The following is a 14,443-nucleotide window of genomic DNA, read 5'->3' on the forward strand; positions in this document are numbered from 1 at the left end:
TCACTTGAGCTCCTCGATCAGGTCGGCCAGGCGGCGGCGATAGGCGCCAGGGTTGTAACGCTCAGCCCACAGGCGGCGTTGCTCCGCCGAATCTTCGGCGCTGCGCTGCGCCAGCTCTAGCATCAATTGCACCAGCGCCGGGCCATCGGTGGGCGAAAAGCGCGGCGCCGTCGGCGGGGTGATTTCATCCAGCGAGGTGCCGCTGGCCACCGCCACCGGCGTGCCGACGCTCAGGGCCTCGATCACCGGCAAGCCGAAACCTTCGGCGTAGGAGGGTTGCCACAGGCGTGAGGCCTGGCGATACAGCGCATGCAGTTCGGCATCCGACACTCCGCTCAAGGCGCGAATCCCCGGCAGCGTGCGCTGGGCCTCGGGCAGATGGTCGAGGCTGCCCACCAGCACCAGCTCCGGCACCTCGTTGGATTGGCGCCGCGCCTGCTGCCAGGCGTCCACCAGGAACGGTACGTTCTTGCGCAATTCGCGGGTGCCCACCAGCAGCCAATAACCCTCGGGCAGTTGGCGCGCACTGAGGTCGGCGGGCAATCCGGCAAAGCCATCGACCTGATTGGGCAGCACGCGGATCTTGCCCTTGGCGCCGGGAAACAGCCGCGCGGTTTCATCGGCGCTGTACTGCGACGGCGTCCACACGCGGTCGGCGCTGCGCACCGCATAGGCAATCGACAGGCGATCACTGGTCTTGTAGATCAGCGCCTTCAGGCGGTTGGCGTGGTAGTTGTCCAAGGTGATCTGGAACAGGTCATGCAACAGCACCACGCTGCGCAACCCCTTGGGTTTGGGCGGCAGCGGCAGGCCCATATTGAAGGTGCTGATGTACAGGTCAATGTGTTGCTCGCGCAGCGCACGCGGCAGAAAGCCGGCCTCGAAACGCAGGCGATTCTGCGGTTGGTGCATTGCGGTTTTTGCGCAGCCCCAGCTTGGGCAATGCGCCTGCAAACGGGTTTCATCGCCCAGGGGCGCCACGGTGAAACGCTCCAGCTCAAGGTCCGGCAGCGTGCGCAGGGCGTTTTCCAGGGCATACACCTGGCGGCTGATCCCCGATTGCGGCGAGGTGCCGACGGTGCGGTAATCCAGGCCTACACGCATGCGGGCTCCTTGTGTTTGACCGGCGCGAGGCTGGCGTACACCTGCTCCAACTGGCTGGCGGCGACGCTCCAGTCATGGGCGCGGCGCACATAAGCACGGCCGGCTTCGCCCATGGGCGCGGCGGCTTCGGGAAATTGCAGCAGGCGCACCACCGCATCGGCCAGGGCGGTGGCGGTCTGGCCGCCGAGGTAGTCCAGGCCTTCCACCAGGTCCAGGCCCGACACCCCTTGCGCGGTGCTGGCCAGCGGCAGGCCGGCGGCCAGGGCTTCGAGGACCTTGAGCTTGGAGCCGCCGCCATGGCGCAGCGGGGCGAGGAACACCGAACTGCTCGATTGCAACGCCAGCAGGTCCGGCACAAAACCTTGCCATTCGATGCGCGGGTCTGGCCAGCGCGTGCGCCAACTGGCGGGCATGCCGAAGCCACACACACTCATGCGCGCATCGGGGCAGCGTGCCCAGACCTTGGGCAGGATTTCATCCAGGGCCCACTCGATGGCGTCCACATTCGGCGCGTATTCGTAGTTGCCGAGGAACAGCACGCGGCGGCTCGTTGGGTCGGGACGGGCCTTGGCGAAGTGATCGCAATCCACGCCGTTGACCACCACCGGCACCCGTTTGCCGGCGATCTTTTCCAGCACCTCGGCGTCGCTTTCGGTCACCGCCACCACCTGGGTGGCCTGGCGCATGACCCGGCGCTCCCAGCGTGCATAGCGCCATTGATCGTAGCGAATGAACGGTAGCGCCCAGCGCGGCAAACGGTCATAGGTGGCGGCGCCCAGGGCCGACTCGACGTTGTGCTCGGTCAGCACAAACGGCTGGGCGTTACGCGCCAGCGCATCTTCGTAAGGCTGGAAGCTGTAGCTGTGTTCGATCTGCACCACGTCCCATTGTTCACCCAACAGCCACTCGAACGTGTCCTGCAACTCTCCCGACAGGCCATTCACGCTGGCCAGCAGCGGGTAGGGCGCGAACAGCCCGGCCAGCAACGTTTTGGCGCTGCGCAGCGGGCGGCGCGGCAGCACGATCAATTGCTCGAGAAACGCCTCCAGCACCTGGCGGTCGGCCGGCGTTACCGGGTGTTTGTCATGCAGCAGCAAGGTGATCTGGTGCCCGCGCGCCGCGAGGCTGCGCAGCAGGTGAAACTGGCGCGTCTTGCCGCCGCTGGTGGCGGGCCAGGGTGAGTAGGGCAGGATCCATAAAATGCGCATGGCCGCGTCAATCCCATAACAGAATTTGCAGGGTCGGCTTGACCGTCACGGTCAGGCCGCTGGTGCCGGTCAGCGGGGTTTGCGTGCCGAGCAGCGGGTCGTACAGCGTGGCGTTGGCCAGGCCTGGCAAATGCGCGTTGCCGCCCGCGGCCGACCAGAAGAACCACAGCTTGTGGCCGTCGGCGCGGGTCCAGCCGATGCTGAACAGGCCGTCGGGCAATTGGTCGGCGAGCGGTGGGTCGCCGGGGCTCAGGCTGGGCCCGCTGAAGTCGAGAAAGTTTTTCAGCGCGGTGTACACCCGCTTGGGGTTGGCGTCGATATCGAGCAAACCGTAGTACTGATCGCGCACGCTGGCGCGCTGGTCGAGATCGCTCAAGGTGAACAGGAAGATCTTGTCGAAATCCATCGCGCTCATCAGCGCCAGGCGCCGCAGCACGTAGTCGGCCTGGCCTTGTTGGGTGATGAGGTCTTGCGCGTCCTTCGGCCCGGGGTAGGTGGACCAGCCCCATTCGGTGCTCCACAGGGTCTGCACGCCGCCGTTGCGCAGGGCAGTGTTGAGTGCGCTGGTCTTGGCGATAAAGTCCAGGTTCGCCGGGTCGTTACCTTCCGGCAGTTGGGTGTAGGGATGGTAGGAAATCACTGTGTTGAGGCTGGCCACGCCAAGGGCGCCAAGGGCATCGAACATGGTCTGGCCGTTGGGCATTTCGCTGAAGAACGCCATGCCGGCGGCAACCACCGGCTTGCTCGGATTGACCCCGCGCAAGGCCCCCGCCGTGGCGGTCAACAGCGCGGCAAAACCTGTGGGATCGGCCACCGGGCGCCAGAAGCCGAGCAGGTTGGGCTCGTTCCACACCTGCCAGGCATCGACGCTAGGGTAACGCTGGGACAGTAGCGCCATGCGCGTGGCGAACACGTTCGGGTCTTTGGGCGGGTACTGGTCCTGATACGGCGCACCGACCGGCGCGCTGGTGGCGAAGGGTGCCGAACCCACCAGGTAGAACACCGATTTGAGCTGGTTGTCCTGCAGCTTGCCGACTAACTGATCGAGGGTTGCGATCTGGTACTGGTTCTCCACCGGCTCCAGTTGGTCCCAGTGCAAATCCAGGCGCACCCATTGCAGACCCAGGGCCTTGAGGCGGTCGATCTGCATTTGATAGCGCGCAGGGGCGAACCACAGGAACTGCGCGTTCACCCCGAGGAAATCCTTCCACACCACGACCTTGTTGCCCTTGAGCACATGGTTCTCGGCGTCGGCCTGGCGCCCCCACATAAAGGCCGTGAGGCCCAAGGCGGCGACCACGGCCAGGGTCGCGAGGTACGTGCGTTTACGCGCCATAAGGGGCTCCGGCAATCGCCTGTTCAAAGAGCTGCTTGAATTTCTGCGCGGTCAACGGCCACAGACGTTCGCGGCCGATTTCCCCGGCGCGTTCGGCCCAGTCCCGGGCTAGCGCCGGCGTGCGTGCCAGGCGCAGCAGTTGCGCTGCCAGCGCCGGTACATCGCCCTGGGTATAGATCGCGCCGTTGCCGCTGGCGACTTCTTCGGCAAACGCCCGCGCATCCGAGGTGATTGCCCCGCGCCCGCACGCGGCGGCCCAGGACAGCGCGCCACTGGTGCCGCGCTGGCGCCCCAGCAGGCCGAGTTTTTTCGATTCGCGGTACGGCAGCACCATCACATGGTGGGCCTGGATCGTCTGGGCAATCTCGCTCGCCGGCAGGTTCAGCCGCCAGTCGATGGCGTCGGTCAGGCCGAGTGCGGCGATCTGGCTGTTCAACTGCTCCAGGTAATTGCCGCCCGCGCCAAACGCCATTTCGGCGGCGGTGCCACCGGCCAGGGTCAGGCGCACGCGGTCACGCAATTCGGGGGCTTGCTTGAACACATCGGCCAGGGCTTGCAGCAGGTCTTCGATACCTTTGCCCCGGTAGATAAAACCGAAGTACAGCAGGTGCAGAGTGTCCAGCGCCGGCAACGGCACAGGCGCGATGGCCAGGTTGGCGTGGTTGATCACCGCGACCTTGCCGGCCGGCAATTGCATGCGCTGGCTCAAGCAGTCGGCGCCGAGGCGGGTGAGGGTGATCAGCCGCGTCAGGCCTTGGGCGACGTGGCGTTCTTCGCGCAAGGTCAACGGGTCGGCCAGTACCACCGCTGCTTGCGGCAACGGGCTGGGCAAACGCTCCAACAGGTTGAGCGGGAAGGGCAGGTGTTCGCGGCGCCAGACCATGCGCTCCGGGTCATGCACGGTGGCGGTCAGCGCCAGGCCTGGATGGGCCCGGCGCAATTCACGCAGGGCGAGGAATTCGCCGAGGCGCCCACCGCCCAGCTCGGCGTGGACCAGGTCCACACGCTGCCAGTCGAACCGGGCGATGGCCTGCTGGATCGCTGCGCTGTTGCCATCCACGCCGGTCAACGGTGTCGCCACCGTCACGCCCAACTGCTCCAACGCCGTCTTGAAATGGTTCGCGTAGTCGGCGATGCCGTTTTTTTCCGGCGGCAAGGGAGCGAGCAGGGCGATGCGCATCAGAACGCCCCCCGGTATTTGGCGATGGTGCGCAACACCTTGGCCGGCACTTCGAATTTGCGCCGGTTGATGATGATGCCGTCCACTTTGCCGAACGCGGTATTGAGGATCGACAGCGCATGTTCCACCACCGGCACCGTGCTTTTATGCGCTTCCACCACCAGCGCAATCAGGTCGGCGCGGCGTAGGGTGACAAACGCGTCGCGGTTGTCCAGCAGGCCCGAGGCATCCAGCAGTACCACTTCGCCAGGCTCCGCCGGGACGAGGCCGCCGACCCGCACGTTGACGCCGTTTTCCAGGAGCAGATGGCGCAGCTGCTCGACGACAAAGGTCACGCCTTCGCCGTGTCGTGCCGAGGTCAGGCCCAGGGTCAGGCCGTTCTGCGCGATGCGGTCGGGTTTGAGCTGGCTGTACAGCCGGTAGATGCTGGCGTGGAACGCGTTGGTGCTTTGCACGGTGCTGGTGTCCAGCTCCGGCAGGGTGGTCCACAGGCGCAGGCCGAACTTGCGCTCCACCAGGCCGCCGTCGTGAATGCGCTGGTCCAGCAGGTAGCACAGGTAGATCACCAGCAAGCCGACGACGATGGCAAACGGGATCGCCAGGAACAGCATCACCAGGGTTTTCGGGAAGATGCGGCCAGGGTTCAGGGTGGCTTCTTCGATCACGGCGATGTTGCTGATCTGGCTGTTGTCGAGCTCGCGGTCGATGCGCGATTTTTCCAGGTTGTCCACGTACAGCGCGTAGTTGCGCTCGGTGGTGTTCAACTCGCGGGCCAGGCGCGCCAGTTCCGGTTCAATCTCCAGGGCTTGCTTGCGCTGGTCTTCGAGGTTGAGCAGTTGTTTTTGCTGTTGCACCAGCTGTGTGCGCAGCGCCTGGTTGTTGCTGGTCTCATCCAGCAGCACGCGCTGCAAGTGGATTTCCAGGGTGTTTGGCGCACGGTTTTCCGAGGCTTGCACGGTGTTGCTTTCGCTGGAAACCTCGGCGCGCATCGCACGGATCGACGCGTCGAGGGCTTTCACCGGCGGCGCGTTGTCGGTGTAGGTGCGCATCATGTCGGCCTTTTCCAGCAGCTTCTGGTTAAGCAGGCGACGCAAGTCTTGTTGCTGCGGGTTCAGTGCGATCTGGCGCACCGTGGTGACTTCCTTGGGCTGGGTCTTGAGCTGGGTGCGCGTGCTCGCAATGGCGCTGTCCGAAGAGGCGATCAAGCGTGTGGTGTTGAAGGTTTCGCCGCGCAGCACGTTGATGCGCTCGGACAAGTCTTCCAGGCGATCGGTGATGCTCGCCGCGCCGATCTCGTTGAGGTGCTTGAGGATCTGCTGCTTGTAGCTCTGGATCTCGGTGGCGCTGGTGGCGACCTGGCCTTCGTAAAACACGTAGAGGCTCTTGCGCCCCAGGGCCTGGGTGCGTTCGTTGATATAGGTCTCGACCCAATCCTTGACCACCGCCTGGGCAATTTCCGGGTCGCCCCAGGTGAAGCTGATGTCCATCACCGTGGAGCCGGCGGCGTGGCTCACTTCAAAACTCTTTTCCAAACTGGCGGCGAGGCGTTCCACCGGGGTGGTTTTTTCGACGATGCCCACGGTTTCCAGCACCACGCGCACGCCGCCGAAAATGGCGCCGATGCCTTCCTTGACGTAGTGCTTGGTGCGCTTCCAGAACCCTTCGGGCGGCGGCGCGTTTTCGATCACTTCCAGGTAGTGCTCGGCCACCGCCCGCACGATGGGGCGCCCGGTGAGCAGGCGTTCTTCATCGACAATCGGGTCGCGCTGGGTGCTGGGCATCACCAGCGCCTGGCGGTTGCTGATCTCGATCGGCAAGGTCGAATCGCGCCCCGGCTTGACCAGCAGGCGCGCGGTGGATTCGTACTTGGCCGGCAGCAGGAACGCGCCGAGCAGGATGATCACCAACGCGGCAATCGCCGCCAGTTTGAACTCACGGCGGAAGATGAAGAACAGGCGCAGAAGATCACGAAAAGAACGGATCTCGATCATGGGATGTCGCTCCTTTAGTTATTGCCGCCGCTGGTTCGGGTGTAGTTGTAGCCAACCCCAATGGACTTGGTGAACGGGATCAGTTGGTTCATGTAGGTATCCACCCCCTGGATGCGCTCGCCCACGTTGGATTTGGGCACGAACACCACGTCACCGCGTTGCAGGTGCACCGGTTTGCGCCCGTTGGGGCCGGTCTTGAGCAACTGGCTGAAGTCGAGGAAGTACGCGCGGTAGGCACCCTGGGCGTCTTCGCGCAGCAGGGCGACCATGCTCGCATTGCCCGCCGGGCTCACTCCGCCCGCGCCGAGAATCGCCTGTTCCAGGGTGTTGGCCGTGGCGATCTGCACCGCCGTCGGGTTGTTCACCGCGCCGCCGACGATCACCGAGTTGCCCGGTGCCTGGTTGATGTTCACCGTCACCCGTGGCTCGCGGTAGGTCGGCGCGAGCTTGTTGGTCAGCTCGGCGGCGAGTTCCGAAGGCTGGCGCCCGGCAACCTGCACCGGCCCGAGGAACGGGTAGTTGATCTTGCCGTCGGTCTGCACCGTGTACAGCGTCAGCTCATAGATGGTGCTGACGTTGAACGCCGACAGCGTGGGCATCTCGCCGGCATCGCGGACGATACGCAACTGGTCGCCGACGCGGATGCGCTCCACGGCCGGCGGCAATTGCGCCAACTGTTCGAGGGCGCGCTTGCCGTCCTCCACAGCCTTGCCATCCGGCGCGACGATGCGCGCGGGGGTATTGCAGGCGGCCAAGGCCAGCATGGCCAGGACGAGCACGGTTCGTTTCATCAAGGGGGACTTCCTGTGGGTCATGCTGCTCACCTCCAATAACCGGGAAACATGCTGATGCGCCGCTTGAGGGCGAGGGGGAGGCGGCGTTCCTGATGCCCCAGCCGGTAGCCGAGTAACTTGAACGCGCTGCGCACCAGGACTTCGGGGACGCGGTGCAACGCACCGGCTGCGCGCAGTGCCGCCAGCTCAGCCAGTACATAGCGTTTACCTTCACCGCCGGCATCGCCGAACGCTTCACGGATCCACGGCTCGCGGCCGTAGAACACGCCAATGTCGAAGTAGCGGTGAAACTCATCCATAAGCGTGTAATCGTGGGAGTGATACACCTGCGCGCTGGCGGCATAACGCACCTTGTAGCCGTCGAGCAACAGGCGCGCGGCGACGTAGGCGTCTTCGCTACCGATCACATCGGCGGGAAAACCGCCCACCGCGTGCAGGGCGCTGCGCCGGTACACGGAAAACGAGTCGGAGCTGAAGCAGGTCTTGATCCCCAGCTCCGGCGCATCGGCCAGGCTTTTGCTGCGGCTCTGCGCCGGGTAGTTGAAGTGCCGCGACTGCGCGCCCAGCACCCCGGCGCCGGGGTGTGGCAATTGGCGGCCGTAGGCGACGCCGTTGAGCGGGTCTTGCTGCAACTCGGCGATCAGGTTGGCAAAGGTCTCGGGGCTGGCGGGGATGGCGTCCTGGGTCATCACGATCAAGGCGTCGCCGCCCACTTGTTCGCTGGCCCAGCGCCGGGTGCCGCCGTGGTTGAAGTCGCGGGCATCGATCACCTCGACCCGTGCGCCAAAGGCGCGAAAGCGCGCCACGGTGTCGTCGCTGGAGGCGCTGTCCACCACCAGCGTTTCGTCCGGTTGCAGGCTTTGCATGGCCAGCGCTGGCAGCAGGCGCGCCAGGTGGCTGGAAGCGTTACGGGTCGGGATGATCAATGAAGTGCGCATGTCATTTTTTCACGTCGGCCGGGGCGCGCCCGTAGATGTCGTCGAAGCGCACGATGTCGTCTTCGCCCAGGTACTCGCCGCTCTGCACCTCGATCATCACCAGGTCGATGATGCCGGGGTTGGTCAGCCGGTGTTTATGCCCGGCCGGGATGTAGGTGGACTCGTTGGCGTTGATCAGGAACTCGCGCTCGCCATTGGTGATCTGCGCCGCGCCGCTGACCACCACCCAGTGCTCGCTGCGGTGATGGTGCATCTGCAACGACAGCGACGCCTGGGGCTTGACCACGATGCGCTTGATCTTGAAGCGGCTGCTTTCCTCCAGCACCGTGTAGGTGCCCCACGGCCGCGTGACGGTGCGGTGCAGGCTGTACGCCGGATGGTTCTGGCGCTTGAGCTCGGCGACGATATAGCGCACATCCTGGCTGCGATGGGCGTCGGCGATCAGCAGCGCATCGGGGGTGTCGACGATGATCAGGTCGCGCACGCCGACCGCACCGAGTACGCGTTTGGGCGAGTCGATGTAGCAGTTGTGTACGTCATGCAGGATCGCCTCGCCATTGACCTGGTTGCCATGGGCGTCGCTGGGGGTGAGCTGGCGCAGCGCTTCCCACGAACCGATGTCGCTCCAGCCGATGTCGCAGGGCACCACGGCGACTTGGCGGGACTTTTCCATCAGCGCCACGTCGATGGAAATATCCGGCGCGCTGGCAAAGCCATCCGCATCCAGTTCACGTTGGCGCGAGGTTTTGTTCTGTAGGCTCTGGCTGTGTTCCAGCGCGGTTCTGGCGGCGGTCAGCACGTCCGGTGCATGGGCGGCGAGTTCGTCCACCAGGGTGCTGGCCTTGAAGCAGAACATGCCCGCGTTCCACAGGTGCTTGCCGCCGTCGAGGTAGCCCTGGGCGGTGGCCAGGTCGGGTTTTTCGACGAAGCGCTTGACCCGATAGCCAGTGCCCAGCGCCTCGCCTTGCTCGATGTAGCCAAAGCCGGTTTCCGGGTGGTCGGGCTGGATGCCGAAGGTCACCAGGTAGCCGGCCTCGGCGAGGTCGCGGGCGCGGGTGACGGCTTCGGCGAACGCTACTTCGTTGAGGATCAAGTGGTCGGCGGGCATTACCAGCAACTGTGCTGCATCGCCAAAATGCTCCTGCACATGCAGCGCCGCCACCGCGATGGCCGCCGCCGTGTTGCGCCCGAACGGCTCCAGCAGCAGGTCGAGGGGCAAGTGCGCCTTGTTCACGCTGCGGTAGTCATCCAGGGTGCGAAACAGCAGGTCGCGGTTGGTCACCGTCAGCACGCTTTCCACGCCGGGCAGCTTGGCCGCGCGCTGGAAGGTTTTTTGCAGCAGGCTCTGGCCGTCACGCATGCGCATGAAGGGCTTGGGCATGTTCTGCCGCGACACCGGCCACAGCCGCGTGCCCGAACCGCCGGAGACGATGCACGGAATCAATCCGTTGAGGGTGTTCATCAATAGACCTCCTTGGTGGACAGGACGGCGGGGACCGTCATGAAGACGATGTACAAGTCAAACCACACCGACCACTTGGAGATGTACTCCAGGTCGTACTCGACACGTTTCTGGATCTTGTAGAGGGTGTCGGTCTCGCCCCGGTACCCATTGATCTGCGCCCAACCGGTGATGCCTGGCTTGACCCGGTGGCGCGAGCTGTACTCGCTCACTGCAACTTCAAATGGCACACCGGCGGCCTTGGTCGCGGTGGCGTGGGGGCGTGGGCCGACCATCGACATGTTGCCCAGCAGCACGTTGAACAGCTGCGGCAGCTCGTCGATGCTGGTCTTGCGGATGATCCGGCCAACGCGGGTGATGCGCGGGTCCTGGCGGGTGGTCTGGCGTTCGGCGGTGAAGTCGCTCTGGTCGGTGTACATCGAGCGGAACTTGAACACACGGATTTCGTTGTCGTTGTAGCCAAAGCGGTTCTGCCGAAACAGCACCGGGCCCTTGGAGTCGAGCTTGATCGCAATTGCCGTCGCCACCATCACCGGCGCCAGGCACACCAGCGCCAGGCTGGCCAGCAGCAGGTCTTCCAGGCGCTTGATCACCGGCGACCACCCCCGCAGCGGTAGCTGCGAGGTATTGAACATCAGGATGCCGCCGACGTCGGTGATCTTGCTGTGGCCGTAGCGCAGGGCGGCCATGTCGGGCACCAGCATCACGTTCACCGACATCTGCCGCAGGCGGTTGACCAGGCCGTGGATACGCTGCTCGGCGGCCCACGGCAGGCAGATCATCACTTGGTTGACCTCCTCGGAGCGGATCAGCTTTTCCAGGTCGCGGGAGTTGCCCAGCAACGGCAGGTTGCTCAATTCCTTGGGGATGCGCTCGGTGCGGTCGTCAATAAAACCGACCAGGCCCGAGCGGATATCGCCGTTGCGTTGCAGGTGGTCGGCGACGTGCACGGCGGTGTCGGTAAAGCCCAGGATCACCGTGCGTTGCAGGTATTTGCCCTTGCGCATCAGGTTGCGATACAGGCGCAGCATCAACAGCCGTTCCAGGCAGAACAGCGCCAGACTGGCGAAGTACCAGGTGACCAGGTTGCGCGGGGTCAGCTGGGGGAAGGATTGCAGGATCTGGTACATGAACAGCAGGATGCAAAACGCCGCAGACCAGGCCTTGACCTTGGTTTTCAGGCGCAGGCGATTGCTGAACAGTTCTTCGGAATAGATGCCCAGGGCCTGGAACAGAATGATGGTGAGCACCGCGAAAAACAGCAGCAGCCCAAGAAAATGAGGACGCAGTTCGGGGGCCACCGGGTCAATGAAATACACCAGGACGAGCGGGGGCAGGATGGCACTCAGGCCATGAATGAATTTGACGAAAACAACAAAAAATTCAACAAAACCGGCACGTGTTAAAAACAAACTATCAACGGACGACTTCTTTCGCATACAGCATCCCTCATTGCACTCCAGACTTTCTGTTCGGCTGTTTGATCAATAAGGCAGCAGGCTGCTTAGAGGTCAGTCGAACTACGGCTACTCTGGGTAATACGCAACTATCCAACTCAAAATGCGACGCGTCATTTGACCGGATTTGCGGGGTGGTGACTTAAGGGAGTGTTTCCTGAACCTGCCTTGTCAATAAATTGACCGTGGTGCGGATGTGCCGTTTAGGGCGCTTGGGTTGCAGGTCGTTTGGCATTTTTTTGACATTCCTTGTCTTAACACTCGGTCTCGGGGTGTGATTTTGAGTGTAGGAACAAATGTGAGAATTTTCCTGCCGAACGGGGAAAGCTTTTTCAAATGGAAGTAGGAAAGGGGGACAAAGAAGGGGGTGGCAAGGCACGCTAAGTGCCCTGCCACCGGGACGTTCGCGGGATCAGAAGTTGCCTTTCAAACTCACCGTGAAATTGCGCGGTTCGCCATAAAAGTTGCCCCACGACGCGGTACCGACAGTGTTGTAGTAGTTTTTGTCGAACAGATTGTTGCCGTTGAGCGCCACGGTCCAAGTGTCGTCGACGCGGTACGCCAGCCGTGCGTTCCACACCGCATAACCGGCCTGTTCCAGCTTGATGGTCTGCATGCGGTAGTTGCTGCTCTGGGCGTTGACGCCGGTGCCCACGCTCCACTTCGACAGCGCGCCGTCGAGTTGGTAATCGCCCCACACCCGCAGCATATGCTTGGGCACGTAGGTGTTGGATGAGCCGCCTTCGAGGGCGCTGTCGATGGTCTTCAGGGACTTGGTCTGGGTGTAGGTGTAGCCGCCAGAAACCTGCAAGCGCTCAAGCAACTCACCGCTGACTTCGGCCTCCACGCCCTGGGCGCGCACCCGGGCGGTGTCGGTGTAGCAATAGCCATCGGCGGAGGTTGCACAGAAGCTGCGGAAGTCGGTTTCAGCGCCGTTTTTCTCGATGGCGCGGAACAGGGCCAGGGAACTGTTGAGGCGACCGTCGAACCATTCGCCCTTGATGCCCAGCTCATAGTTGTCGCCGATCTTCGGCTTGAGCGCGGCGCCATCGGCGGTGGCGTAGGCGCTTTGCGGCTGGAAGATGTCCGCGTAGCTGGCGTACACCGACAGGTGTTCGTTGAGGTCATAGATCAGCGCGGCGAACGGCGTGACTTCGCCGGTTTCCTTGGAGTGCGCATCCTGCAGCGACCACTCGCCCCAACCCAGGCTGTAGGACTGGCGACGGTTGTCGTACCAACTCACGCGACTGCCCACGATGAACATCAACGGTTCGGCCAGGCGCAGGCGCAAGGTGGCGTAGGCGCCGTACTGGGTGGCGGTTTCCTTGATCGTGCTGCCACGGTACATGTTCGGCCAGAAGGTGTTGTCGGCCGGCTCCGGCAAGTGGTGGTTGGGTGTGTAGATGCCCTGGCGCGTGGGCAGGTTCTGGATCGCGTACACATCGTTCTGGGTGCCACGGCTGCCGTTGGCGCCGAGGATCAGCTCGTGTTCCAGACCGAAGGCTTCGAACTTGCCGTCGAGGTAGGCCTCGAGGCCGTAGTCGCGATGGTCGTAGTCCATCAACGCGGCGTAGGACAGGGCGGTGGGCGCCGGGTCGCCGTACTGGATGGTGCCTTCGCTGGCGGCGTACTTGGTGTCTTGTAGGTTGCGGCTGTGCACGGCGGCGACCTTGAGTTTCCAATCGTCGTTGAGCGCGTGGGTGAGGTCGACGAAGTAGGTGGCGCGTCGGCTTTGCCAGTCGTTCCAGGACTGGCCCAGGCAGGTGGAGCGGCTGAGGTTGGCGCTCTTGCCGTCGGCATAACGCGGCAGGCCGCCCCAGCACGGGGTGGCATCGACGTCTTCGTAGCTGGCGCCGATGCCCAGGGTGGTGTCGGGGCTCAGGTCGACGTCCAGTGCGCCATAGAATGCCTGGTCCTTGCGCTTGGCGATGTCCATGTACGAGGCGCGATCCTGTTGGCTGATCGCCACACGACCACGCACGGTGCCGCTGTCATTCAGCGGGCCGCCGGTGTCGAGGTCGGCGCGGTAGTTGTCCCAGGTACCGGCGGACAGCGACAGGCTGGTGGTGGGCCTGGCCTGGGGCCGCTTGCGCACGAAGTTCACCGCGCCGCTGGCGGTGCCGGCGCCCTTGAGCATGCCGGCGGCACCCTTGAGCACTTCCACGCGGTCATAAATCGCCATGTTGGCGCTGAAACTGTCGGCCTGGGCGTAGTCCTTGCCCATATCCAGCGGTACGCCGTCGTACTGGTACTGGCCGAGCATCTTGAAGCCACGGGAGTAGAAATACTTGCCGCCCATGGGCGACTCGTAGCTGGTGATGCCGGGCGTGCGCTCCATGACGTCGTCGATGGTGGTGACGTTCTGGTCATCCATCAATTGGCGGGTCATCACGCTGACCGATTGCGGCGTTTCCCGCAGGCTGTGTTGGCCTTTGCCGATGGTCACCGCACCGGTGGTGTAGGAACCGGTGCCCTCGGTGGTGGCGCCCAGGCGGTCGCCGGTGATGGTGGTGGCGCCCAGGTTCAGCGCGCCGCTGTCCGCCACTTGCGGTAGCAGCAACCAGGTGCTGCTGCCTTGGCGCTGGGCTTGCAGGCCCTGGCCGCGCAACAACTGGTCGAGGGCCTGCTCGTGGTCGAAGCGGCCACTCAGGCCGGTGCTGGTCTTGCCGGCGACGCTGTTGGCGTCATACGACAGGCTGATGCCGGCCTGGCGGGCGAACTGGTCCAGGGCATTGGCCAGGGAACCGGCGGCGATGTGCCAGTCGCGGGCCTGGGTGTCACTGGCCGGTGTTTCGGCCAGCACGGCCAGGGGCAGGGCGCCGCCGCTCAGGCAGGCGCCGAGCAGGGCGGCCTGGACCGCGCGCTTGAGGGGGGAACGGGGGGAGGGAAACGCTTGCATGACCGTGGGCTGCTCCTGCAGGAAGTGGAAAAAGACTGGCCTGTTGATCGGCCTTTCCTTACAGGTCGAGCGGC

General features: G+C 64.0%; 10 protein-coding genes. All 10 read right to left on the bottom strand.

Going from position 1 to position 14,443, the window contains the following annotated elements; genetic code table 11:
• Complete coding sequence (locus tag J1G37_RS11690) at window positions 1–1,104, bottom strand: glycosyltransferase family 1 protein (protein ID WP_207041836.1); 1,104 nt, start codon at window positions 1,102–1,104, stop codon at window positions 1–3.
• Window positions 1,095–2,312: a glycosyltransferase family 4 protein gene (locus J1G37_RS11695; protein WP_207041837.1), complete on the bottom strand. Its 1,218-nt coding sequence runs from the start codon at window positions 2,310–2,312 to the stop codon at window positions 1,095–1,097. The genes J1G37_RS11690 and J1G37_RS11695 overlap by 10 nt, the downstream gene beginning before the upstream one ends.
• A 7-nt stretch (window positions 2,313–2,319) precedes the next feature.
• The gene (locus tag J1G37_RS11700) at window positions 2,320–3,648 is read right to left on the bottom strand and encodes a cellulase family glycosylhydrolase (RefSeq protein ID WP_207041838.1); all 1,329 of its coding nucleotides are present in this window, start codon (window positions 3,646–3,648) and stop codon (window positions 2,320–2,322) included.
• Window positions 3,638–4,828 carry a glycosyltransferase gene (locus J1G37_RS11705; protein ID WP_207041840.1) on the bottom strand — a complete coding sequence of 397 codons (1,191 nt, stop codon included), beginning with the start codon at window positions 4,826–4,828 and terminating at the stop codon, window positions 3,638–3,640. Before J1G37_RS11705 ends, J1G37_RS11700 begins: the two co-directional genes overlap by 11 nt.
• The gene (locus tag J1G37_RS11710) at window positions 4,828–6,819 is read right to left on the bottom strand and encodes an exopolysaccharide transport family protein (protein ID WP_207041842.1); all 1,992 of its coding nucleotides are present in this window, start codon (window positions 6,817–6,819) and stop codon (window positions 4,828–4,830) included. The genes J1G37_RS11705 and J1G37_RS11710 overlap by 1 nt, the downstream gene beginning before the upstream one ends.
• Window positions 6,820–6,833: 14 nt before the next feature.
• A complete protein-coding gene (locus tag J1G37_RS11715; protein WP_124529210.1) occupies window positions 6,834–7,610 on the bottom strand; it encodes a polysaccharide biosynthesis/export family protein in 777 nt (258 codons plus the stop codon).
• A 29-nt stretch (window positions 7,611–7,639) separates the two neighbouring features.
• On the bottom strand, window positions 7,640–8,551 hold the full coding sequence (locus J1G37_RS11720) for a glycosyltransferase (protein ID WP_207041844.1): 912 nt from the start codon (window positions 8,549–8,551) through the stop codon (window positions 7,640–7,642).
• A gap of 1 nt (window position 8,552) precedes the next feature.
• Window positions 8,553–10,013 (bottom strand): mannose-1-phosphate guanylyltransferase/mannose-6-phosphate isomerase, encoded by a 1,461-nt coding sequence (locus tag J1G37_RS11725; protein ID WP_207041846.1) that lies wholly within the window; start codon window positions 10,011–10,013, stop codon window positions 8,553–8,555.
• Window positions 10,013–11,452 carry an undecaprenyl-phosphate glucose phosphotransferase gene (locus J1G37_RS11730; RefSeq protein ID WP_207041848.1) on the bottom strand — a complete coding sequence of 480 codons (1,440 nt, stop codon included), beginning with the start codon at window positions 11,450–11,452 and terminating at the stop codon, window positions 10,013–10,015. The genes J1G37_RS11725 and J1G37_RS11730 overlap by 1 nt, the downstream gene beginning before the upstream one ends.
• A 430-nt stretch (window positions 11,453–11,882) precedes the next feature.
• Complete coding sequence (locus J1G37_RS11735) at window positions 11,883–14,369, bottom strand: TonB-dependent receptor (protein WP_207041850.1); 2,487 nt, start codon at window positions 14,367–14,369, stop codon at window positions 11,883–11,885.
• Between the last annotated feature and the right edge of the window lie 74 nt (window positions 14,370–14,443).

It is taken from the genome of Pseudomonas sp. Marseille-Q1929, from assembly GCF_017316265.1.
Lineage (GTDB): Bacteria > Pseudomonadota > Gammaproteobacteria > Pseudomonadales > Pseudomonadaceae > Aquipseudomonas.

Coding starts and splice junctions, on each gene's coding strand:
- J1G37_RS11700 (WP_207041838.1), bottom strand. CDS start 3,648: ATGGCGCGTAAACGCACGTACCTCGCGACCCTGGCCGTGGTCGCCGCC.
- J1G37_RS11730 (WP_207041848.1), bottom strand. CDS start 11,452: ATGCGAAAGAAGTCGTCCGTTGATAGTTTGTTTTTAACACGTGCCGGT.
- J1G37_RS11690 (WP_207041836.1), bottom strand. CDS start 1,104: ATGCGTGTAGGCCTGGATTACCGCACCGTCGGCACCTCGCCGCAATCG.
- J1G37_RS11725 (WP_207041846.1), bottom strand. CDS start 10,013: ATGAACACCCTCAACGGATTGATTCCGTGCATCGTCTCCGGCGGTTCG.
- J1G37_RS11695 (WP_207041837.1), bottom strand. CDS start 2,312: ATGCGCATTTTATGGATCCTGCCCTACTCACCCTGGCCCGCCACCAGC.
- J1G37_RS11735 (WP_207041850.1), bottom strand. CDS start 14,369: ATGCAAGCGTTTCCCTCCCCCCGTTCCCCCCTCAAGCGCGCGGTCCAG.
- J1G37_RS11710 (WP_207041842.1), bottom strand. CDS start 6,819: ATGATCGAGATCCGTTCTTTTCGTGATCTTCTGCGCCTGTTCTTCATC.
- J1G37_RS11715 (WP_124529210.1), bottom strand. CDS start 7,610: ATGAAACGAACCGTGCTCGTCCTGGCCATGCTGGCCTTGGCCGCCTGC.
- J1G37_RS11705 (WP_207041840.1), bottom strand. CDS start 4,828: ATGCGCATCGCCCTGCTCGCTCCCTTGCCGCCGGAAAAAAACGGCATC.
- J1G37_RS11720 (WP_207041844.1), bottom strand. CDS start 8,551: ATGCGCACTTCATTGATCATCCCGACCCGTAACGCTTCCAGCCACCTG.